This is a genomic window from Arthrobacter sp. P1_D4, from assembly GCF_056406115.1.
The window spans coordinates 23,958-42,798 of sequence record NZ_JBFUAU010000022.1 but is presented as its reverse complement, the minus strand read 5'-3'; the positions used below and the strand labels follow the sequence as shown (position 1 = coordinate 42,798).

Sequence of the window (18,841 nt, the reverse complement as noted above, 5' to 3'; positions counted from 1 at the left end):
GCTATTTCGCTGCAGTGGCGACTTTGTCCGCGGCGCCGGCCAGCTGCGGGAGGAACGTGTCCAGGGACCACGGCAGGCTCAGCGGCGACGAAGCGGAGATGGACAGGGTCAGCGTGTTGTTCGAGTCCGCAACCAGCGCGCCGGTCTTGATGGCCGGGATCTGGCCCAGCAGCGGGTCAGCCGTGATGGAGTCGGTGGTGGCGGCATCCGGCACCCAGGTCACGAAGATGTCCGAAGTGAGTTCGTTGGCTTTTTCGGCGGACCACGGGATGAAGAATTCCTTGGAGCCCTTGGAGTTGTCCTCAACAACGGATGCGAGCTTCATGCCGATTTCGTTGAGGAAGCGGGGACGGTTGTCGTTGGCGGTGTAGACGTTGACGCCGTCGCTCTTGTCCGGTTCCAGGTTGCCGTAGATGAAGGTCTTTCCGGCGATCTGGGGGTACTTGGAGACCTTGTCCTTGATCGTGGCCTCGGTGTCGGAGACCAGCTTGGACGCTTCGGCTTCCTTGCCAAGGGCCTTGCCGATGATGGTGGTGGAGTCCTGCCACGGCGTGCCGTAGGCCAGCTCCGGGTGCGCCACGACGGGGGCGATTTCGCTGAGCTTCTTGTAGTCCTCCTCCGTCAGGCCGGAGTAGGCGCCGAGGATGACGTCCGGGTTCAGCTTGGCGATCTCGGTGAAGTTGATGCCGTCAGCCTCGGAGAACTGGACGGGGGCCTTCGCGGAACCGAAACCGGCGCCGAGCTCTTCCAGTGCGGCGTCCTTCCACGGCGTGGAGCCCTTGTCATTACCGCCCCATTCGTTCTTGGGCACGCCCACGGGAACCACGCCGAGGGCGATCGCGACGTCGTCGTTGACCCAGGAAACGGTGACCACGCGCTTGGGCTGTTCCTTGATGGTGGTCTCGCCGAAGACGTGCTTGATGGTCACCGGGAAGGCTGTGCTGACCGGCTGGGAGGGAGCGTCCGCCGCCGTCGAGCCGGCAGGTCCGGTAGAGCAGGCAGTCAGGGTCAGCGCGACGGCGGCCAGAAGGGCTGCGGCCCGCACTGCGCTCTTGCGGCGGCGGCCGGCGGGGCGGCCGCCTGAACGGGTGAAAAGGGCGGAAGCCACGGAACTCCTTAGGTAAGTGATGCAAACCTAAGTAAGGCTAGCCTACCCTTTGTGCAATTAAGAAAGGTTTGAGTAACTTAATTATCTCAATTGCCCTGTGAAGTGCACCGGAGCATCGATGCGCCCCGCGTTGCACCATTAAAGACGTTGCACCACTCAAGGCGTTGCACCACTCAAGGCACAGCCACCCGGTGCGGGATGCGAACTGGACACGAATCCCGGGCTTTGCAAGGATGGCCTCGCCGGATAATCGGAACCGGCGATGTGTTGGGACGGGGGAAGTGAGCATGGACATCGCGACGATGACTGCTGCCACGGTTAGCGGGGTGGCCGCTGTGGCCTGCTCCGCGCCCTCGCTCCTGCCAGCCCGGCCCGCGCAGGCTTTTCCCGCGGAGTCCCGAACCAACACGGACTAGTCCCGCGAGACGCCTTGCCCCACACCGGAGTCGCAGGCTGGCAGTCTTCTGCCCACAATCCGCCAGGCGCGCCGTGCGCCCGTCTGGCCGGAGCCATCCGATTTTCGAAAGTGTCCGTCATGCAAAAAATCACGGCGCAGCAGATCCGCTCGTCCTTCATCAACACGAGCCGCTCAGAAGCCGCCAAACTCAATCTGCCCAAGAGCTTCGACACCCTGGATTGGGAAGCATTGGACTTCCTGGCCTGGCGGGACGCGAAGATGCCCCTCCGCGGCTATCTCGTGGTGCAGGGACCGAAGGGTCCCACCGGCATCATGCTCCGGGCCCCAGAAGGCGGGGCCAAGAAGAACCGTTCCGTGCTCTGCGAGCTGTGCCGGGACGTGTTCTCCAAGGACGACGTCCTGCTGTGGGTGGCCAAGCGCGCCGGGCAGTCCGGCCGCAACGGCAACACGCTGGGCACCCTGATCTGCGCCGATTTCCTGTGCTGCCGCAATGTCAGGGTGGAGCCTGCGGCCAACGAGATCAACCCGGACCCGGCCGCGGTCGTGCTGCGGCAGATCGAAGGGCTGGTGGCCCGCACAGCCCAGTTCGTGGAGCGCGTCCAAGGCAACTAGCCCCGACACAAGCAACGAGGGGTGAGGTCAGCGCAGGACGATGTCCACGGGGTTTGCCTCGGAGCGCCAAGTGCCCTCCGTGCCCGGACGTGCGGCAATCACCGGAGCCGTCAGGACGCCGGAACGGTTGGTGCGCTTGTCCCGGAGGATCTCCGTCACCGAGCCGAGGTGCCGGGAGAGGTCGATGACGTTCTCCGGCGCGGCCAGCAGGAGCTGGAAGCCGAACTCATGCAGCGCCTTGATGCCCGCGCCGGCGAATTCCTCCGAGGCGAGCACGAACGCCTCGTCCATCATGACCGTGCCGTACGTGGTGAAGCCCTGCTCGGCGATGCCCAGCTGGTAGCTCAGCGCCGCCGCCATGATGAACGCGGTGAAGCGCTGCCGCTCGCCACCGGACATGGAGCCGGTGTCCGCGTGCATGTAGACCTCGGTCTTCTTCGCGCCCTTCGCCGCCCCCTTGGCACCGGCGCCCTTGGAACCGGCACCCTGGACTTCGCGGTGTTCCTTGCACTGGATGAACAGGTGGCCGCGGACGTCCAGCACTTCGGCCCGCCAACGGCGGTCCTCCGGGGTCTGCGAGCCGAGCCGCTTCACGAGCGTTTCGAGCGACTTGTAGCGGGTGGTGAGCTCGGCGTCGTCGTCCCCCTCCGCCCCGGACGCAGCGGCGGACGCTGCAGTAACCGCCTTGCCGGGCCGGGTGTGCCGGACCTTGAGCGCGTTCTGGATGGCGTCCTTGAACTGCTTCGCCGTCGCCGGCAGCGTCTGCTTGATGTCGAGTTCCAGGAAGCTGCCCTCGTGGAAGTTGACCTCGGACAGGATCCCGTTCAGCGGCAGGATGCGGCTCGTGATGGCGCGGCGCTCCTCGTCGAGCAGGTGCAGCAGGGTGGAAAAGGATTCGTGCGTCCGCTGGTTGAAGAACTGCCGGAACTCGGCCTCCTGGGCGGGCAGCCCGTCGCTGACAATCGCGTGGTAGCGGGATTCGAACTCCCCCGCGGCGCCGATCGAGGTGCCGTGGTCCGCGGAAATCGCCGTGCCCCACTCCCGGACGAAGCCCTCGAAAATGCGGGTGAGGCGCTCCGAGGTGGCCTGACCGCGGGACTCGGCGACGTGCAGTTCGGCCAGGAGCCTGGTGCGGACCTGGTTGGCGAGGTTGTCGAGTTCGTGCATCTCCAGGACGTCACCGAAGCCGGTGAAGTACGGTTCCAGCGCGGCGACGCCGGCGTCCGACGGCGGTGCCTGCGCCAGCCGGGTGCGTGCGGCATCGAGCAGCGCACCAGCGGCGGTCATGCGCGCGTCGAGGGCCTTGTACTCGCTTTGCAGCACGGCGGCGGATTCGGTGCTGGACTGGTGCTTGTGCCGCGCGGCTTCGATGCTGGCGCGGAGCGGTTCGAGGTCGGCCTGTGCGGCGAGGGCGTCCTTGAGGCGCTGCTCGATCCGGACGAGCTCCTCGCCGGCCACGGCGGCCGAGACCTGTTCCCAGGGCCGGTGGTCCTCGGCCACCCGGCGCAAGGCTTCAAGCTGCCGGGTCATGCTCTGGTGCGACTCTTCCCGGCTTTGCGCCAGCTCGGCGGCCTTGGCCAGCTCCTGCTGCAGGTCCTCAACCTGGGCCGCCACGAGTTCGAGCTTGGCGGCATTGTCGAACCCGAGGACGTAGTCCTGGCGGGACGTGAAGCGGTCATCCTTTTCCACCGTGTGGCGGTTGCGCTTGACCACACCGCCCAGGCTCAGGCCCTTGTCCAGGCCGGCGAGCTCGTCCGGGTTTTCCACACACGGGTAGGCGAAGTCGAGGGCAATCCGTTCGCGGAGCCAGGCGCTGGACTGCGCAAGCGCCTGGGCGTGTGGCCCGGCGGGCAGCCCGGCATCGGTGAGGAAACTGAGCTTGGTCAGCAAGTCGCGATCGGCCACGTCCTCGACGGCCAGCGCACCGCCGGCCAGGGGCCGGGAGACGTCCACGGCACGCAGCGCTCCGCGCACGGAATGGTCGTTGAGGTAACGGGTGACTGAAGCAAAGTGCTCGCCCGGGACCAGCAGCGTGGTGGCCAGGCTCCGCAGCGCGCGCTCGGCAGCCGGGCGCCACTGTTCCTGGCCCTCGGCAAGGTCGATCAGCTCGCCGCCGAAGGGCATCTGCTCCTCGGGCACGCCCGTGGCAGCGGCAATGGCGCTCCGGTTTTCAATGCTCGACGGCGGCAGCAACGATTTGCGCGTCTTCAGCGAGACGAGCTCCTGCTGGGCCGCGGCGAGTTCGCGCTTCCGGGTGGCGTGGCCATCAAAGGCCTCGAAGCGCAGTTCCTTGAGCGCTTCGGAATCGTCCTGGAGCTCAGCCGAGCGTGCCGCGGCGTGCTCGTGGGCCTGATCCCAGCCGGCGGCCGACCACTGCAGTTCCAGCCCGGCGTCGGTCAGCGCCTTGCGGGTCGATGCCTCGACTTCCTGCCGGAGCTTGAGCCCCACCCGGGCGTTCTCCAGAGACTGCTCGATCGCGGAAATCGCGTTGCCGCCCTGGTTGTTGTACTCGCCCTCCAGCTGGCGCAGTTCCTTGGCGAAGCCGTCACGGACAGCGCGTTCGGCGGCCAGGTCCGTGGCCTTCGCCTGGGCCAGCTCCTTCAGCCGCGCCAGGGTCTTCTCGTGCACTGTGACCGCGAGCTGCTGCTTGTAGGCCTCGAATTCCTCACCTGTTAGGTCCCGCAGCCGGTTCGCGTCCAGGAGCGCCTGCGCGTATTCCTTGTTCAGCCCGGGGACGGGGGCGAGCTGGTCGCGCTGCTGCCGGACGTCCTCGAGGCGCTGCCGGATGGACATGAGGTTGCTGAATTCCTCGACGACGTCGTCCGCCGCGGCCAGCGTGGCAGGGGCATCGAGGACCTGGTCGCGGAAGAAGGTGTTGACGCTGCCGCCGAGTCCCTTGCCGGCCTGGATGACGCGAAGCAGCGGAAGGGCCTGATCCGAATTGATGCCGAGGAGGCGGCGGAATCGTTCGGCGAAGGCCTTGTGGACGTCGAAGATCTGGGCGTCCGGGAAGATCGCGTCCAGCGCCGACTTGGTGAACCGCTTCTCCGCGATGCCCTCGATCGCCGCGAGGTCCAGCGGCTTGTTATCGATCACGTAGTACCGGCCGACGCTGGATTCCGTGCCGTTCTTGGGCAGGTCGAAAAGCGCCGAAACCGTCACCCGCGTGCCGGCGGCGTTGTCGAACGTCAGCGCGACGGCGGACCAGGTCGCGCCGGGGCGCTGGAACGCACTCGCCGAGCCCTCCCCCACGGCCTTGTCGCCTACCTTGCCGCGCATGTACGTGAACGTGGTGCGCTTGTCCTCGACGGCGCCGCCTGCCCGCTGTGCCGCAGCTTCGTTGGAGCGGGGACGGGCGTCGAAGACCCGAAGCATGGCATCGAACAGCGTGGACTTTCCGACGCCCGAATTGCCGGTCAGCAGTGTGCCGTTGCGGTCCACGTGCATCGTGTGGGCGCCATGGAATGTGCCCCAGTTGACCACCTGGACCAGGGCCAGGCGCATCTGGCCGGGGTTGGTAAGCTCGCCCATCGGGAGCATGGTTGCGATGCTCACTTGGTCTCCTCGGCTTCTTCAGTGTGGCTGGGTGACGACGACGGCGATGCCGCCCCCGCCCCTGCGCCGCGCAGCTGATCTTCGATCAGCTCAGCGCGCGGCTCCGACAGGCCCGATGCCACTCCCGGGGCGGCATCGCCGTCGTCGTTGGTCGGGTCACTTTCGGTGGCGGCGTCGTCGTCGTCGTCCGGGTCTTCCTCCGCGTTTGCCGAGGTGTCTGTGTCGAGCTCCAGGAGCGGCTCCGTTCCCGACTGGTCTGTGCTGGCTGCCACCAGGGCTTCGATTTGGGCCGGGATGTCGCCGATGTTTTCGAACGGCAGGGCCAGCGGGAGGGCGTTGGAGATGGTGTAGACCTCGTCCAGGCCCGTGGCGAGCAGGAGCTGACGGGCCAGGAGCTTGGTGATAGCGCGATTGACGACGTCGGCATCGCGCAGGGCGTCCTGCTGGCCGGTGGGCTGGTAGTGGGCGACGAGTTCGGCGATTTCCTCGCGCGTGATCGTCGGGTCCGTCTGGGCGGTGACGTGCCGGTCCAGGAGCAGGCGCAGGCGGAGCAGGACGATGGTCTCGACCCGGCTCAGGGCACGCTGCTGGCGCAGGATACTGGACCGCGTACTGCCGCCGATCGCCTCGGGGTCAACCGGGCGCAGGACGGCGACCTTGCGCTCGTGGTCCAGTTGCAGCGTCAGGAAGAGTTCGGAGAGGCGGCTGCGCAGGATCAGCTGGTTGTCCAGGAGCGTGGTCCACAGTTTTTCGTCGCGGCCGCCGTCGATGTAGGGGCCTTTGAGCAGCTTCACGAGCGCCTGCCGCACCTTCATGGGCAGCACGCCGGTGTCGCCCGGGAAGAGCGCGGCGCCGTCGACGAAGGTGTCCCGGGGGGTGACGGTGAAGGGGTCGCTCCGGACGTGGGCGCCGTCGCTGTCCGCGGGCGCAGACTCGGGCGCGGACTGCGGGTCCGCCGCCGCGGTCTCTGTCTGGGTCTCGGTCAGGGTCTCGGTCACAGTCTCTTCAGTCATAGTCAATCCTTCGCGAGCGTGACGACGGGCAGGTAAGCGGTGCGGGTGGTGCCGTCGATTTGTTCGAATTCGATGGGTCCCCAGGTCCCCCGGTCGAAGCCGGCGCCTTCGTGGAGGGTCTGCGACAACAGGGCCCGGATGGAGTTGATGTGGCGTTCCTCTGCCGGCAGCTGCGCCCAGGCCTCGGTGAGGGTTGAGGCCCCCGCGAGCGCGGCGCGGATGGCCTCCGGCTTGGCCTTGGCGGTCCGGGGCGAGCGCGCCCGGTCCGAGTCGGAGAACGCGATGGGGTCGGCCAGCTTGGGTGGAGCCGCGAATTCGTCAGGGTCGAAGAGCTTGACCATGGCCAGGGACTCGAAACCGGCGCTGAACAGCACCGGGCCGCGGACAAGGCCGGGCCGTTCGCGCTCGTACGGCAGGGTGCGGATCGCCTGCTCAGCCTCGCGCAGGACCTTCCGGAGCCGGACCGACTGCCGGAAGTCGTCACTTTGGACGTAGGTGTTGAGGCTCTCGCTGAGCTTGCCGTAGATCCGCTGGATCTGGCTGTGCTGGGTGCGGAGTTCGGCCACAAGGTTCTTAAGCGTCTCGCGTTCATCGTGGCTGAGCTCGTCCGCGAACTGCCGGCTCAGGACTTCGCCGATCGCCGACCGGAAGCGCAGCTGCTGTTGCGGGTCCTCCAGGAACGCGGTGAAGGAGCGGAACGTCCGGCCTTCGGGGCTCTGCCGCAGCCGCTTGTCGGCCTCGAGCACCTGGGCCATGGTGGCGCCCTTGCTGAGCGATTCCTCGATGATCTGGTTGCGCAGCTCCCCCACGAGCTCTTCGATCCGGTCACGCATCTTCTTGTAGTCCGCGGGCAGGCTGGCCGCGAGATCGAGGATGTTGCCTGCCGCCTCCACGGCCTCGTCGTCGTCGAGCAGCCCGTCGAAATCGCCGGAGCTGATGTCTTCCATCAGCTGGCGGCGCTCGTCGATCTCCTCCTCGAGGGATTCAATGCGAGCGCTCTGGTCCGGGTTGGTCTCGTTGGCGAGCTTCTCGACGTCGCCCAGCAGTGTGCCGAGCCGGGAGCCGTTCAGCGTGGACCGCTCACTGGAGAGGCTGTCCAGGAAAGCCAGGACGCGGGCAGCAGGCTCCGTGACTTCGTAAACGATCTGGCCCGACTGGTTCCGGCGGGTCAGGAAGTTCTTGCGGGTCCATTCGTCCGCGTATTTCTTTCCGGAAAGTGTGCCGTTGGCCGAGCCACTGTGCTGCTCTCCCGTGCCGGGGGCCTGCCGGCGGAGCTGCTCGAGGAAGGCGTCGACGTCGGCGTGGAACTGTTCCAGCGGCAGCTGCGCGCGCGTGCGGGTGAAGGAGGCCTGGAGCACGGCGATCACCCAAGGCGCCGAACGCGTCAGCGCCCAGGCAGGTCCCTTGGTAAGGAGCTCAAGGTCCCGGAGCCGGGTGCTGATGGCGTCGGCTGATGACACGGCGGAACGGGACACGCGCTCTCCTTCGGCTGCCAGGGGATGGTTTGGGGTGGCGTTGCGGGGCAGCGGATTCGAAAAACTGCCAGCTACAAGGTTAACGCAGGGCCCCGTCCGCATTTATCGTTGTCTGCTCCCCTATGTCGGCGCACACTGGAATGACCAGCCGAAGGGAGACGGTCATGCGCAAGAGAACGATCTGGATCACGGGGGCGGCCTCTGCAGCGGTGGTGCTGGGGGGAGCGTCAATTGCGGTCGGGGCCACCCAGGCCAGGGATGTCTGGTCCGGAAGTGCGGGCGCCCTCACCGCCAGGATCGGGAACTTTGAGATCGGTGACGATTCCGATGGACCGGCGCTCAGTGACGCCGACCGTGCCATGGCAACACAGGCTGCGTTGGCGAAGGTGGGCCAGGGCAGCGTCACCGAAGTGGAGCGGGATGACGACTCCGGCGCGGCCTACGAGGTCGAGGTACGCCTAAACGACGGGTCCCAGGTCGAAGTCGCCCTCGGCGCGGACTTCCAGGTCATGAGCCAGAGCGCCCCTGAACACGATGAAGACTGACACCGGGCAGCCTCCCGGCACTGGCAAGCGGTGCGACCCCCGCGATCGGCGAGGGTGCCGCAACACCGCCGTGACCTACGCCCCGGTAGCATTTCGATCCCGTATCAAGAGGCCGCCAATGTCCAAAGGACCCTAGTTCAGCACGCCCACGGCACCCTACGCTCGGGCTACTGGTTCAACCGGAGCAATGGTGCAGGGGGAAGAATGCAGTTCGACCTAAGCGCAGTGGAAACCGGCACGATGGTGGTCATTGGAACCCTCGTGTTTGCCGTGATGATCGGCGCCTTCATGATGGTGTCCGCGTTCGCGGCCATGGTATTGGTCGGTGTCGGCCGGCTCGCCTGGTACCTCGTGGCCGGCGCGCTGGTGGGCCTGGTCCAGGGCATCAACCACAGTTGGGACCGGCTGGTCCACCACGCCTCAACGGTGGAGATGCCCGCCGATTTCCAGGTCGACTTCGGCACGGACTTCCGGTCCGACTTTCCGGGCCAGGCCTCCCCTAGCACAGGCACTTACCCGCGAGTAGTATTGCGGGACAGCTGAAGGGTCCTCCACCCGCGGCGGATCCAGGGCTCAAGCCGGTCACCCGGTTAGAGGAGATGCCCCGTGAGCTCCGCCATCGAAGACCCCGCCACCACACCCGGTACTCCAGCGTCAGATTCTCCAACATCAGGCATTCCGATTCCGGCGGCCGCCGGGGCCCCTGAGCACGTCGGCCCCGACGCGACGGCCGCCGACGCCCGCGCCATTGCCGAGGCCGCCCGCGAAACCAGCTGGACCCAGCCCAGCTTCGCGAAGGGCCTTTACCTCGGCAGCTTCGATTTGTCGCTGATTCACCCGTGGCCCGAGGCTCCCGCCGACGACGTCGAACGCGGCGAGGCGTTCATGGCCCGGCTGGCCGCCTACTGCCGCACGATGTCCGGGCGCACCATCGAACGCGACGACCGGATCCCGGACGACTATCTCAAGGGGCTCGCGGAGCTCGGTGTATTCGGAATGAAGATTCCCCGCGAATACGGCGGTCTGGGCCTCACGCTCGTGTATTACGGCCGCGCCCTGGCCCTGCTGGGCTCGGTGCACCCAAGCCTCGGCGCCCTGCTCTCCGCGCACCAGTCGATCGGCGTCCCGGAGCCCGTCAAGGTCTTTGGCACTCCGGCCCAGAAGCGTGAATACCTGCCCCGCTGCGCCGCCGGCGCCGTCACCGCTTTCCTGCTCACCGAGCCCGACGTCGGCAGCGACCCCGCCCGGATGGGCAGCACGGCCGTCCTCTCCGACGACGGCGACTCGTACCTCCTGGACGGCGTCAAGCTCTGGACCACCAACGGTGTTATCGCCGAGCTCGTCGTGGTCATGGCCCTCGTGCCGCCGCACACCGATGCGGACGGGACCGCCAATAAAGGCGGCATCAGCGCGTTCGTGGTCGAAATGGACACCCCCGGCATTACCGTGGAAAACCGCAACACCTTCATGGGGCTCCGCGGGATCGAAAACGGCGTCACCCGCTTCCACCAGGTCAGGGTCCCGGCCGCCAACCGGCTGGGCCGGGAAGGCCAGGGCCTGAAGATCGCCCTCACCACGCTGAACACGGGCCGGCTCTCCATCCCCGCGCTGTGCGTCGCCACCGGCCGGTGGAGCCTGAAGATCGCCCGCGAATGGTCCGACGCCCGCACCCAGTGGGGCCGGCCGATCGGCCAGCATGAGGCAGTGGGCAAGAAAATCGCCTTCATCGCCGCCAGCGCCTTCGCCCTGGACGCCGTGTTCGAACTCTCCGCGGAAATGGCCGACGCCGGGCAGAAAGACATCCGGATCGAGGCGGCCCTGGCCAAGCTGTGGTCCACGGAGATCAGCTGCCTCATCGCGGACGAGCTCGTGCAGATCCGCGGCGGCCGGGGCTTTGAAACGGCGGACTCCCTCGAAGCCCGCGGCGAGCGCGCCGTCGCCGCGGAACAGCAGCTCCGCGACATGAGAATCAACCGGATCTTCGAGGGATCCTCAGAAATCATGAGGCTGCTGATCGCCCGTGAAGCCGTGGACGCGCACCTGGCGGCCGCGGGAGACCTCGCCTCGGAGGACGCCCGCCTCTCCGACAAGGCGAAGGCCGCCGTCGGAGCCTCCGGCTTCTACGCGAAGTGGCTGCCCAAACTCGTGGCCGGCGCCGGCATGGACCCGCGCTCCTACAGCGACTTCGGCCGGCTCGCGAAACAGCTGCGCTACGTGGAGCGTTCCTCCCGGCGCCTGGCCCGGCAGACCTTCTACGGGATGGGCCGGTGGCAGGCCAAACTTGAGCACAAGCAGGCGTTCCTGGGCCGGATCGTGGACATCGGTGCGGAGCTGTTTGCCATGGCCGCCTGCTGTTCGCGCGCCGAGATGCTGCTGCGGACGCAGCCGGAACGCGGCGCCTCCGCGTACGAACTCGCCGAGGCGTACTGCGAACAGGCCCGCGTTCGCGTTGACGAATATTTCGACCGGCTGTGGCGGAACACCGATGACGCCGACCATGCCCTGGCCCGCAAGACACTGGCCGGGGACTACACCTGGCTGGAGGCCGGGATCCTCGACCAGTCCGAAGGGACCGGTCCGTGGATCGCGGACGCCAGCCGGCGTGCCTCCGTCCGGGAGGACCTGCACCGCAAGTACCGCTGACGGGCCGCCGCCACGGATAGTAAGCATCCTTGCTAACCGGATTCCGCCGTGGTTAGGTTGACGCCAGACCGGCACCTCCAGGGTGCCCGGTCATTCAGCGAAAGTGAGCAGCCCTCATGAGCAGCACCGCAGGCCCCGACGACAAGACACCACGCCACGCCGCGCAGGACGACGCCACAACCCGTCCCGTGACAGCAGTCCGCCACGACGACCCCGTCCGCGACGCACCGGTCCGCGACGTCGACCCCGTCCGCGACGCACCGGTCCGCGACGTCGACCCCGTCCGCGACGCACCGGTCCGCGAGACTGTCCACGACACTGTCGTGGAAGAGATCCCCACGCGCGAGACGGTAGTGGCCCGCGAGAAGGAACAGTTCGGCGGCATCAAGGTCGGCTCGGCATTCTTCGGCTGGCTGACGGCCACGGGTACGGCCGTGCTGCTCACCGCGCTGGTCGCTGCCGGCGGTACCGCCGTCGGACTGGCCACCAACACCGATGTGAACGACGCCGTCGACCAGGCCTCCAGCAACCAGACGGTCGGGCTGACCGGCATCATCGTGCTGCTCGTGATCCTCCTGGTCGCCTACTACTGCGGCGGATACGTCGCCGGGCGGATGGCCCGCTTCAACGGCGCCAAGCAGGGCTTCATGGTCTGGATCTGGGCCCTGATCGCCGCGATCGTCGTCGCCGTGCTGGGCCTGGTCGCCGGGCAGCGCTTCAACATCCTGGCCAACCTGAACAGCTTCCCGCGGATCCCGATCAACGAGGGCGAATTGAACACCCTGAGCATCATCGCGGCGATCGTCGTGGCCGCGGTGGCTTTGGTGGGCGCAGTGCTGGGCGGCCTCGCGGGAATGCGTTTCCACCGCAGGGTGGACCGGGCCGGCTTCAGCCCGGCAGCAACGGTTGAGAACCAGACCGTCAGGGACAACTCAGCCGGAGAGAACTCAGCACGGGACAACTCAGCCGGGCGCCCCTAGCCGCGACGGCGTCAGCTCCGGAGGCCTCAGCCGGCAACGACGCCATCTACGTAGTACCAGCGCCGGTCCACCCGCACAAAGCGGCTGCTTTCGCGGTGCAGGCCCCGTTCGCCCTCGTGCCGGTAGTGGGCCACGAATTCCACAGTGCCTTCGCTGTCCAGCGGGCCGCCGCGGCTGGTGGAGAGGATGTCCAGTCGTCGCCACTGCATGCCGGAGTCAAACTCCAGCTCAGCGGGCCGAGTGTCCGGGTGCCAGGTCCGGAGCAGGTACCCCGCGTCCCGGACCACGAAGGCGCTGTACCGGGTGCGCATGAGCTGCTCCGCCGTAGGCGCCTCGGCGTCCCCGCGATGGAACCGGCCGCAGCAGTGCACATACGCCTCGCCCGACAGGCACGGGCAGTTCCCCTCATACGACGCGGAATATGCCGCTTCCGGAATACTCACGGACCGGTCCGTGCCGGATGCTCCGGCGGGCTCGGAATCGGCTGCTGCGGCGTGCGTCATAAGATGTCCTTCCGGCGGGCCGGACGACGCCGGCGAGGCTGTCTCCGACTATAGACGCCCGGCCGGCGGGGCCCGTGCCCCGCCCCGCGGATAACGGCTTTGACACATATTCGCCACGACTGCCGCGGGCGGCACGGGGCCAGCGAAAAGTACGTATTGTTAAGGGGGCTCCTGCCCGCTGCGTGCTTGCGGCAGGGACCACGCTGAAGCAGGCCGGCAAGGAGAGGTGACATGGAAGATCCAACGACCATTGCGCTGAACCTGACTTTTTTCGGGACCCTCGGCGTGGCGTTCTTCATGTTCCTCGGCCTCTTCCTGGTCTTCGCCGCCACCCTCGTGCTCGCAGGGATCGGCCGGCTGGCGGCAGTCGTTGTCCTGGCCGTCGCCGGGCTCGTCCGCGGAACCCCGGTATCACGGGAAAATGGGGCTGCGGAAGAGCCGGCGCCGCACCGGCCGGCCAAGGCCGTGAAGCCCGCACGCCCCGCCCGGAATGCAGCCAAAAAGGAACCCGCGCTGTCCCCGGAGTGGGCGGCCGCCGTGGCCCGGGCAGATGCCCGCGCCGCCGCGAGGGCCAGGGCCGAGGCCGGACCCGCCGTCCGGGTCACCGTCCGGGACCTGCCCGACCCCCTGGCACCGGCACAGGACATCACGGAAGTCTCTGCCCTCGTGCAGTCGGCCACAGACACCAATGGAACACTTGGCGCCGTCCCGCGGGCGTTCAAAAAGCCGCCCATGCCCGCAGCGAAGTCCCTGCTGGACACCGGATCGCTCGTGGCGCTGCGTGGCACTCCGCCGGCCGGGAAGGCCAAACAGCCGCTCCAGGAACGCAAGGCCGGCTGAGCCCTTACCCCGGGCAGGCAAGTCCGCTACGTTGGAACCCATGGAATTCAGATACCTCGGGAACAGCGGCTTCAAGATTTCAGAAATCACGTTTGGCAACTGGCTGACCCATGGCTCCCAAGTGGAGAACGACGTCGCCACCCAGTGCGTCCGGGCCGCGCTCGACGCCGGTATCAGCACCTTCGACACGGCCGACGTGTACGCCAACACAGCGGCGGAGACGGTCCTCGGAGCAGCCTTGAAGGACGAGCGCCGCGCATCGCTGGAAATCTTCACGAAGGTCTTCGGCCCCACCGGGCCCAAGGGCCACAACGATCTTGGCCTGTCCCGCAAGCACATCATAGAATCCATCAACGGCTCCCTCACCCGGCTGCAGACCGACTACGTGGACCTCTACCAGGCACACCGCTACGACTACGAGACGCCGCTGGAAGAGACCATGCAGGCCTTCGCGGACATCGTGCGGCAGGGCAAGGCCCTGTACATCGGGGTCAGCGAGTGGACGGCCAACCAGATCCGCGACGGCCATGCCCTCGCCAAGGAACTGGGCTTCCAACTGATCTCCAACCAGCCTCAGTACTCCATGCTGTGGAGGGTGATTGAGGCCGAGGTGATTCCGGCGTCGGTAGAACTGGGCCTGTCCCAGATTGTCTGGTCCCCGATTGCCCAGGGCGTGCTGAGCGGCAAGTACCACCCCGGCAAGCCTGCCCCTGAGGGCAGCCGCGCCACGGACTCCAAGGGCGGCTCGCGGATGATCGAGCGCTGGATGTCCGACGAGGTCCTCACCGGCGTCCAGCAGCTCAAGCCGATCGCGGAGGAGGCTGGGCTGACCATGGCACAGCTCAGCATCGCCTGGGTGCTGCAGAACAAGAACGTGGCCTCCGCGATCATGGGCGCGTCCCGGCCGGAGCAGATCGAGAAGAACGTCGCGGCAGCCGGCGTGAAGCTGGACCCGGTGATCATGGACAAGATCGACGCCGTCATCGGCTCACTGGCCGAACGCGACCCCGCGCAGACCAAGTCCCCCGCCTCCCGCGAGGCCTAGGCCATGACCAACGCTCCCGAGCTTGCCGTCACCGGGTCCACCGGCCAGCTGGGCGCCCTGGTGGCCAGGCAGCTGTCCCAGGCCGGCAGCCAGCAACGGCTCCTGGTGCGGGACGCCGCCCGGGCACCTGAGCTCGAAGGCGCCGTCCCCTTCGTCACCACCTACGCCGAGCCGGAGCGGACGAAGACGGCGCTTTCCGGGGCGAAAACGTTGTTCATGGTCTCCGCAGCCGAGGCCGAGGACCGGCTGCAGCAGCACTATGCCTTCGTCGATGCCGCGGCCGCAGCGGGCGTCCAGCACATCGTGTACACCTCGTTCTTCGGCGCGGCGCCGGACTCCACGTTCACGCTGGGCCGGGACCACTTCGCGACGGAGGAGCGCATCAAGGCCTCCGGCATGGACTACACGTTCCTGCGGGACAACTTCTACCTGGACTTCCTGCCGCTGCTGGCCGGCGAGGACGGCGTGATCCGCGGCCCCGCCGGAGACGGCGTCATGGCTGCCGTGGCGCGGTCAGACATTGCCCGATCGGCCGTCACCGTGCTGCGGGACCCGTCCCTGCATGTGGGACGGACCTATGACCTGACCGGCCCGGAAGACATCTCGCTGGCCCGCGCCGCCGAACTCCTGACCGCCGGAACCGACCGGGCCATCACCTTCCACAACGAGACCCTGGCAGAGGCCTACGGGTCCCGCGCCTCCTACGGCGCCCCGCCATGGCAGGTGGACGCCTGGGTAAGCACCTACACGGCCATCGCCGCCGGCGAACTCGCCGGTCCGACGTCGGCGGTGCATGAGCTGACGGGCCGGGAACCGCTGAGCCTGGCGCAGTTCCTGGCCGAGGCGCACACGCTGTAGCCCCTGGACCGGAAGGGGCGGGACCGGTGCGTCCCGGTGTTGACGGTTTCCGGGCTGCGGCGTAGACCTGAGACCAGGTGATACCTACTAAACCGGCGGGTCCTTCACAGGACCGGGACCGGGCTGGTCCGGAAAGAATCGCGGCATGCCATGCCAAAGCAAATGTCCAGACACTCTTCTGTCCTGAAGAGTCCGCGCCGGCAGGCCGGACAACCCCGGGCGCATCCCGGCGAACCGAGCCACGGCCCGCTGACGACGGAGGAACTCCAGCTCGCCGTGCGGAACCATTCCATGCCGCTCGAGGCCCTGCGGAGCGACACCACACCGCCCGGACTGCACTACGTACTGACGCACTTCGACATCCCGTTCATCGACGCCGAGCACTGGCATCTGTGGATCGGCGGCGCCGTGCAGCGGTCCTTCGAATTGAGCCTGCGTGCCTTGCTCCGGGCACCGAGCATCACCCTCCCGGTCACCCTGGAGTGCGCCGGCAACGGCCGGTCCCTCCTGCGGCCCCGTCCGCTGAGCCAGCCGTGGGTACTCGAGGGTGTGGGGACCGCTGTGTGGACCGGTGTCCCGCTCGCCTACCTGCTGACGCGGGCCGGAGTGGAGGACGACGCCGTGGAGGTGGTCTTCACCGGGGCCGACGCCGGCAGCCAGGGCGGCGTCGCCCAGCAGTACGCGCGCAGCCTGCCGATCGAGGAGGCCCTGCGTCCCGACGTCGTCCTCGCCTACCGGATGAACGGCGCGGACCTGCCGCCGCAGCACGGCTATCCGCTCCGGCTTGTGGTGCCCGGCTGGTACGGCATGGCAAGCGTGAAGTGGCTGACCTCGATCAAGGTTCTGACCAAACCCTATGACGGTTTCCAGCAGGCGGTGGCGTACCGCTACCAGCAGGATGCCGAGGATCCCGGAATCCCGGTCACCTGGATCAAGGTCCGCTCGCTCATGGTGCCCCCGGGTGTCCCGGATTTCTTCACCCGGAGCCGGATCCTGCCCCCGGGACCGGTGATGCTCACCGGCCGGGCCTGGTCCGGGCAGGGCGCCGTGCAGCGCGTCGACGTCGGAATCGACGGAAAGTGGGCCGCGGCCCATCTGGAGCACCCGGCAGCGCCGTTCGCGTGGTGTGCGTGGTCGATGCCGTGGGTGGCCGATCCGGGCGAACACGAGCTCTCCTGCCGTGCCACGGATGCCAGCGGCGCGGTCCAGCCGCTGGAACCGGAATGGAACTACCAGGGCATGGGCAACAACGTGGTGCAGCGGATCAAGGTCAGCGTGGCATAGCGCCCCACCCGGGGCGCGGGGAGTTAGCGGCCGCGCCGCAGGTGCTCCGCATTCAGTTCATCGAGCTGGGAATCCGTGAGCTCGTCAAAGCCGCGGGCCTCGCGTTTGTCGCTGCGGGAGAAGCGGATGAACATCAGGATGATCAGGGGCAAGTCGACAATTTCGCAGATGAACCACAGGACGTCCCCCGCCAGCTGCTGGTCACGCAGGGCGTTGGGGAACCAGCCCAGCGCAGACGGCGTCGATGCGACGTGATCCAGCACCTGGCCGTTGAGGCGCAGCAGGATCCCGGGCACGGCATCGACCAGCAACTCGATGAAAACAAACACGAACTCCATGATGAAGAACGCGCTGGAGCGGCGGAAGTCCGCGTCCTCGATGATCGGCAGGGCCATCATCATGCCAAGCAGCGGGACCCCGACCGTCCAGGAGCGCCTCGGCTGAGGGGGCTGTGCGGAGGGTGTAGAACGCCGGAGTCAGGAAGGTGGAGAAGAGGGCAAGGCCCAGGAGCGGGGCGGCCATGGAGTTGCCGGCCAACCGCACCGCACTGTGGGCGAGCGCCCTGTTCAGCCGGCCGACGCCGCGCGGCGGCAGGGCCGTACGGGCGAGGGAGATGGGTTTTCCCAGGCCGATCAGCAGCGGCACCACGAAGAGCAGCAGGGAAATCTTGAGCGTGAAGGCCCACCGGAGCTGCGCGCTGTAGACGCCAGGGAACCCGCACGTCAGCACTGTCAGGGACCCAAGGCCCAGAAGATAGAACGCCAGCGTCCGCCACACGGGATGGCGGTGCCCGCGCGCCGCCGCGGCCCTCAGGCCCAGCGCATACAGCAACGCCGAGCCGCCGATCAGGGCGGCGGCGGCCCAGTCGATCTGCCAGGCGGTGAGGACTACATCAAGGGGCGGCACGGGCTCATGATAGATACCATTTCTTGGAAGACGCCGGGCCCGTGCCTGGCCGGGCGGCCCGGGGCAGGCCTCAGCATCCCTCGTAGCCGGTCAGCACCTTGACCTTGTCCGCCGAGGCGGACGAGGGATCGAAGGTGTAGCCGATCCACTCCCGCGCGAGCCGCCGTGCCAGTTCCAGTCCCACCACGCGCTGGCCCATCGTGAGGACCTGGCAGTCGTTGGAGAGTACGGACCGCTCCACGCTGAAGCAGTCATGGGCGGTCGCGGCCCGGATGCCGTCCACCTTGTTGGCGGCAATGGCGACCGATCCCCGTGCCGCAGAACAGGATGGCCCGGTCCGCCTGCCCGTCCCGGATCAATTCGCCCGCGGCGATGCCCACGTACGGGTAAGGCTTGGCGAACTCCTCCGGGGCGTCGCCGCGGTTGACGCCGATATCGATGACCTCGGCCACCCGCGGGTCCGTCCGGAGGTCCGCCAGGATCTGGTCCTTGTAGTCCACTCCGGCTTCGTCCGCACCCACAATGAGCCGGATCCCTGCTCCCGGGCTCACGGGCGCGCCCCTGCAGCCTGCCGCACACCGGCAAGGTGCGGACCGAACACAGTGAACACCATCGCCAGGGGACGTGGCTCCGGGGTCGGGTGTGCCCACGCTCTTTTCCGCCAGGGGCCGCGCCCGGCCCTTCAGCGGGCGCAGGGCCGCGGTAGCCTGGGCCGCGGAGGCAGCCTCCCGCGCAGCTTCCGCCCACCCGGCATCCGCCCCGGCCCCTGCGCTGGTGAGCCGGCTGAAGGTCCCGGCAAACGGGACCAGCGCGTCCACCATGGTCTTGTCGCCGAAGACCGTAAAATCACCGGCAATGCCGCGTCATTTTTCCGACTCCGACGGCGGCGCCGTCGGCCAGTCCGGTGCCGATCAGCCCGGCGAAGGCCGGGTAGTGCCCCGAGCCGCCGCCGGCCAGCACGGCCACCTTCGGTTGGCGGGGCCGGTACCGGCGGACGGCGCCGCCTCGCATGGACGTCGCAGAAGCCGGCGAGGGCTTCTTCGGCGAAATCGGACG

At 67.8% G+C, this 18,841-nt stretch carries 16 protein-coding genes and 3 pseudogenes; 9 read left to right on the top strand and 10 right to left on the bottom strand.

Annotated features, from left to right (window positions below; all coding sequences use genetic code 11):
• Nucleotide 1 precedes the first annotated feature (1 nt).
• Complete coding sequence (locus tag AC1D0A_RS19460; protein ID WP_476946577.1) at nt 2–1,108, bottom strand: iron-siderophore ABC transporter substrate-binding protein; 1,107 nt, start codon at nt 1,106–1,108, stop codon at nt 2–4.
• A gap of 535 nt (nt 1,109–1,643) precedes the next feature.
• Between AC1D0A_RS19460 and AC1D0A_RS19455 the strand changes: the two genes are divergently transcribed.
• Nucleotides 1,644–2,138, top strand: coding sequence for an FBP domain-containing protein (locus AC1D0A_RS19455; RefSeq protein WP_476946576.1), 495 nt, complete (start codon nt 1,644–1,646; stop codon nt 2,136–2,138).
• 27 nt (nt 2,139–2,165) lie between these two features.
• Here AC1D0A_RS19455 and AC1D0A_RS19450 read toward each other — a convergent pair whose 3' ends face one another.
• From AC1D0A_RS19450 to AC1D0A_RS19440, 3 genes are read right to left on the bottom strand one after another with little or no spacing between them, the layout of a single operon-like run.
• Entirely contained in the window at nt 2,166–5,693 is a 3,528-nt protein-coding gene (locus AC1D0A_RS19450) for an ATP-binding protein (RefSeq protein ID WP_476946575.1), read from the bottom strand.
• Nucleotides 5,690–6,706 carry a DUF4194 domain-containing protein gene (locus AC1D0A_RS19445; protein WP_476946574.1) on the bottom strand — a complete coding sequence of 339 codons (1,017 nt, stop codon included), beginning with the start codon at nt 6,704–6,706 and terminating at the stop codon, nt 5,690–5,692. The genes AC1D0A_RS19450 and AC1D0A_RS19445 overlap by 4 nt, the downstream gene beginning before the upstream one ends.
• A 2-nt stretch (nt 6,707–6,708) precedes the next feature.
• Nucleotides 6,709–8,181 carry a DUF3375 family protein gene (locus AC1D0A_RS19440; protein ID WP_243178016.1) on the bottom strand — a complete coding sequence of 491 codons (1,473 nt, stop codon included), beginning with the start codon at nt 8,179–8,181 and terminating at the stop codon, nt 6,709–6,711.
• 164 nt (nt 8,182–8,345) lie between these two features.
• On the opposite strand from AC1D0A_RS19440, the gene AC1D0A_RS19435 reads away from it, so the two are divergent.
• The 4 genes from AC1D0A_RS19435 to AC1D0A_RS19420 all read left to right on the top strand — a co-directional run bounded on the left by AC1D0A_RS19435 (nt 8,346) and on the right by AC1D0A_RS19420 (nt 12,349).
• Nucleotides 8,346–8,726: a PepSY domain-containing protein gene (locus tag AC1D0A_RS19435; RefSeq protein WP_243178017.1), complete on the top strand. Its 381-nt coding sequence runs from the start codon at nt 8,346–8,348 to the stop codon at nt 8,724–8,726.
• 204 nt (nt 8,727–8,930) lie between these two features.
• Nucleotides 8,931–9,269: a hypothetical protein gene (locus AC1D0A_RS19430; RefSeq protein ID WP_243178018.1), complete on the top strand. Its 339-nt coding sequence runs from the start codon at nt 8,931–8,933 to the stop codon at nt 9,267–9,269.
• Between the two features lie 63 nt (nt 9,270–9,332).
• Nucleotides 9,333–11,369, top strand: a complete 2,037-nt coding sequence (locus AC1D0A_RS19425; RefSeq protein ID WP_476943567.1) for an acyl-CoA dehydrogenase family protein — start codon at nt 9,333–9,335, stop codon at nt 11,367–11,369.
• A gap of 116 nt (nt 11,370–11,485) precedes the next feature.
• A complete protein-coding gene (locus AC1D0A_RS19420; RefSeq protein ID WP_476946573.1) occupies nt 11,486–12,349 on the top strand; it encodes a hypothetical protein in 864 nt (287 codons plus the stop codon).
• A gap of 26 nt (nt 12,350–12,375) precedes the next feature.
• On the opposite strand, the gene AC1D0A_RS19415 is transcribed toward AC1D0A_RS19420, so the two are convergent.
• Nucleotides 12,376–12,852 (bottom strand): YchJ family protein, encoded by a 477-nt coding sequence (locus tag AC1D0A_RS19415; RefSeq protein ID WP_476946572.1) that lies wholly within the window; start codon nt 12,850–12,852, stop codon nt 12,376–12,378.
• Nucleotides 12,853–13,083: 231 nt separating this feature from the next.
• Here AC1D0A_RS19415 and AC1D0A_RS19410 point away from each other — a divergent pair, with 231 nt between their 5' ends.
• From AC1D0A_RS19410 to AC1D0A_RS19395, 4 genes are all read left to right on the top strand, one after another.
• Nucleotides 13,084–13,692, top strand: a complete 609-nt coding sequence (locus tag AC1D0A_RS19410; RefSeq protein WP_243178020.1) for a hypothetical protein — start codon at nt 13,084–13,086, stop codon at nt 13,690–13,692.
• Between the two features lie 40 nt (nt 13,693–13,732).
• A complete protein-coding gene (locus AC1D0A_RS19405; protein WP_476946571.1) occupies nt 13,733–14,737 on the top strand; it encodes an aldo/keto reductase family protein in 1,005 nt (334 codons plus the stop codon).
• Nucleotides 14,738–14,740: 3 nt separating this feature from the next.
• On the top strand, nt 14,741–15,595 hold the full coding sequence (locus AC1D0A_RS19400) for an SDR family oxidoreductase (RefSeq protein WP_243178022.1): 855 nt from the start codon (nt 14,741–14,743) through the stop codon (nt 15,593–15,595).
• A gap of 162 nt (nt 15,596–15,757) precedes the next feature.
• Nucleotides 15,758–16,879, top strand: coding sequence for a sulfite oxidase (locus AC1D0A_RS19395; RefSeq protein WP_476946570.1), 1,122 nt, complete (start codon nt 15,758–15,760; stop codon nt 16,877–16,879).
• A gap of 23 nt (nt 16,880–16,902) precedes the next feature.
• Here the strand turns inward: AC1D0A_RS19395 and AC1D0A_RS19390 are convergent, their stop codons facing one another.
• The 5 genes and pseudogenes from AC1D0A_RS19390 to AC1D0A_RS19370 all read right to left on the bottom strand — a co-directional run bounded on the left by AC1D0A_RS19390 (nt 16,903) and on the right by AC1D0A_RS19370 (nt 18,796).
• Complete coding sequence (locus AC1D0A_RS19390) at nt 16,903–17,280, bottom strand: cytochrome c oxidase assembly protein (protein WP_476946569.1); 378 nt, start codon at nt 17,278–17,280, stop codon at nt 16,903–16,905.
• 115 nt (nt 17,281–17,395) lie between these two features.
• Nucleotides 17,396–17,656, bottom strand: a pseudogene (locus AC1D0A_RS19385) (cytochrome c oxidase assembly protein); the annotation flags it as partial.
• 199 nt (nt 17,657–17,855) lie between these two features.
• A pseudogene (locus AC1D0A_RS19380) lies at nt 17,856–18,318 on the bottom strand (RpiB/LacA/LacB family sugar-phosphate isomerase).
• A gap of 147 nt (nt 18,319–18,465) precedes the next feature.
• Nucleotides 18,466–18,606 (bottom strand): annotated as a pseudogene (locus AC1D0A_RS19375) (hypothetical protein); the annotation flags it as partial.
• A gap of 25 nt (nt 18,607–18,631) precedes the next feature.
• Nucleotides 18,632–18,796 carry a dihydroxyacetone kinase subunit DhaK gene (locus AC1D0A_RS19370; protein WP_476946568.1) on the bottom strand — a complete coding sequence of 55 codons (165 nt, stop codon included), beginning with the start codon at nt 18,794–18,796 and terminating at the stop codon, nt 18,632–18,634.
• Between the last annotated feature and the right edge of the window lie 45 nt (nt 18,797–18,841).

Coding starts and splice junctions, on each gene's coding strand:
- AC1D0A_RS19395 (WP_476946570.1), top strand. CDS start 15,758: ATGTCCAGACACTCTTCTGTCCTGAAGAGTCCGCGCCGGCAGGCCGGA.
- AC1D0A_RS19420 (WP_476946573.1), top strand. CDS start 11,486: ATGAGCAGCACCGCAGGCCCCGACGACAAGACACCACGCCACGCCGCG.
- AC1D0A_RS19405 (WP_476946571.1), top strand. CDS start 13,733: ATGGAATTCAGATACCTCGGGAACAGCGGCTTCAAGATTTCAGAAATC.
- AC1D0A_RS19415 (WP_476946572.1), bottom strand. CDS start 12,852: ATGACGCACGCCGCAGCAGCCGATTCCGAGCCCGCCGGAGCATCCGGC.
- AC1D0A_RS19390 (WP_476946569.1), bottom strand. CDS start 17,280: ATGATGATGGCCCTGCCGATCATCGAGGACGCGGACTTCCGCCGCTCC.
- AC1D0A_RS19445 (WP_476946574.1), bottom strand. CDS start 6,706: ATGACTGAAGAGACTGTGACCGAGACCCTGACCGAGACCCAGACAGAG.
- AC1D0A_RS19455 (WP_476946576.1), top strand. CDS start 1,644: ATGCAAAAAATCACGGCGCAGCAGATCCGCTCGTCCTTCATCAACACG.
- AC1D0A_RS19430 (WP_243178018.1), top strand. CDS start 8,931: ATGCAGTTCGACCTAAGCGCAGTGGAAACCGGCACGATGGTGGTCATT.
- AC1D0A_RS19435 (WP_243178017.1), top strand. CDS start 8,346: ATGCGCAAGAGAACGATCTGGATCACGGGGGCGGCCTCTGCAGCGGTG.
- AC1D0A_RS19410 (WP_243178020.1), top strand. CDS start 13,084: ATGGAAGATCCAACGACCATTGCGCTGAACCTGACTTTTTTCGGGACC.
- AC1D0A_RS19400 (WP_243178022.1), top strand. CDS start 14,741: ATGACCAACGCTCCCGAGCTTGCCGTCACCGGGTCCACCGGCCAGCTG.
- AC1D0A_RS19370 (WP_476946568.1), bottom strand. CDS start 18,796: ATGCGAGGCGGCGCCGTCCGCCGGTACCGGCCCCGCCAACCGAAGGTG.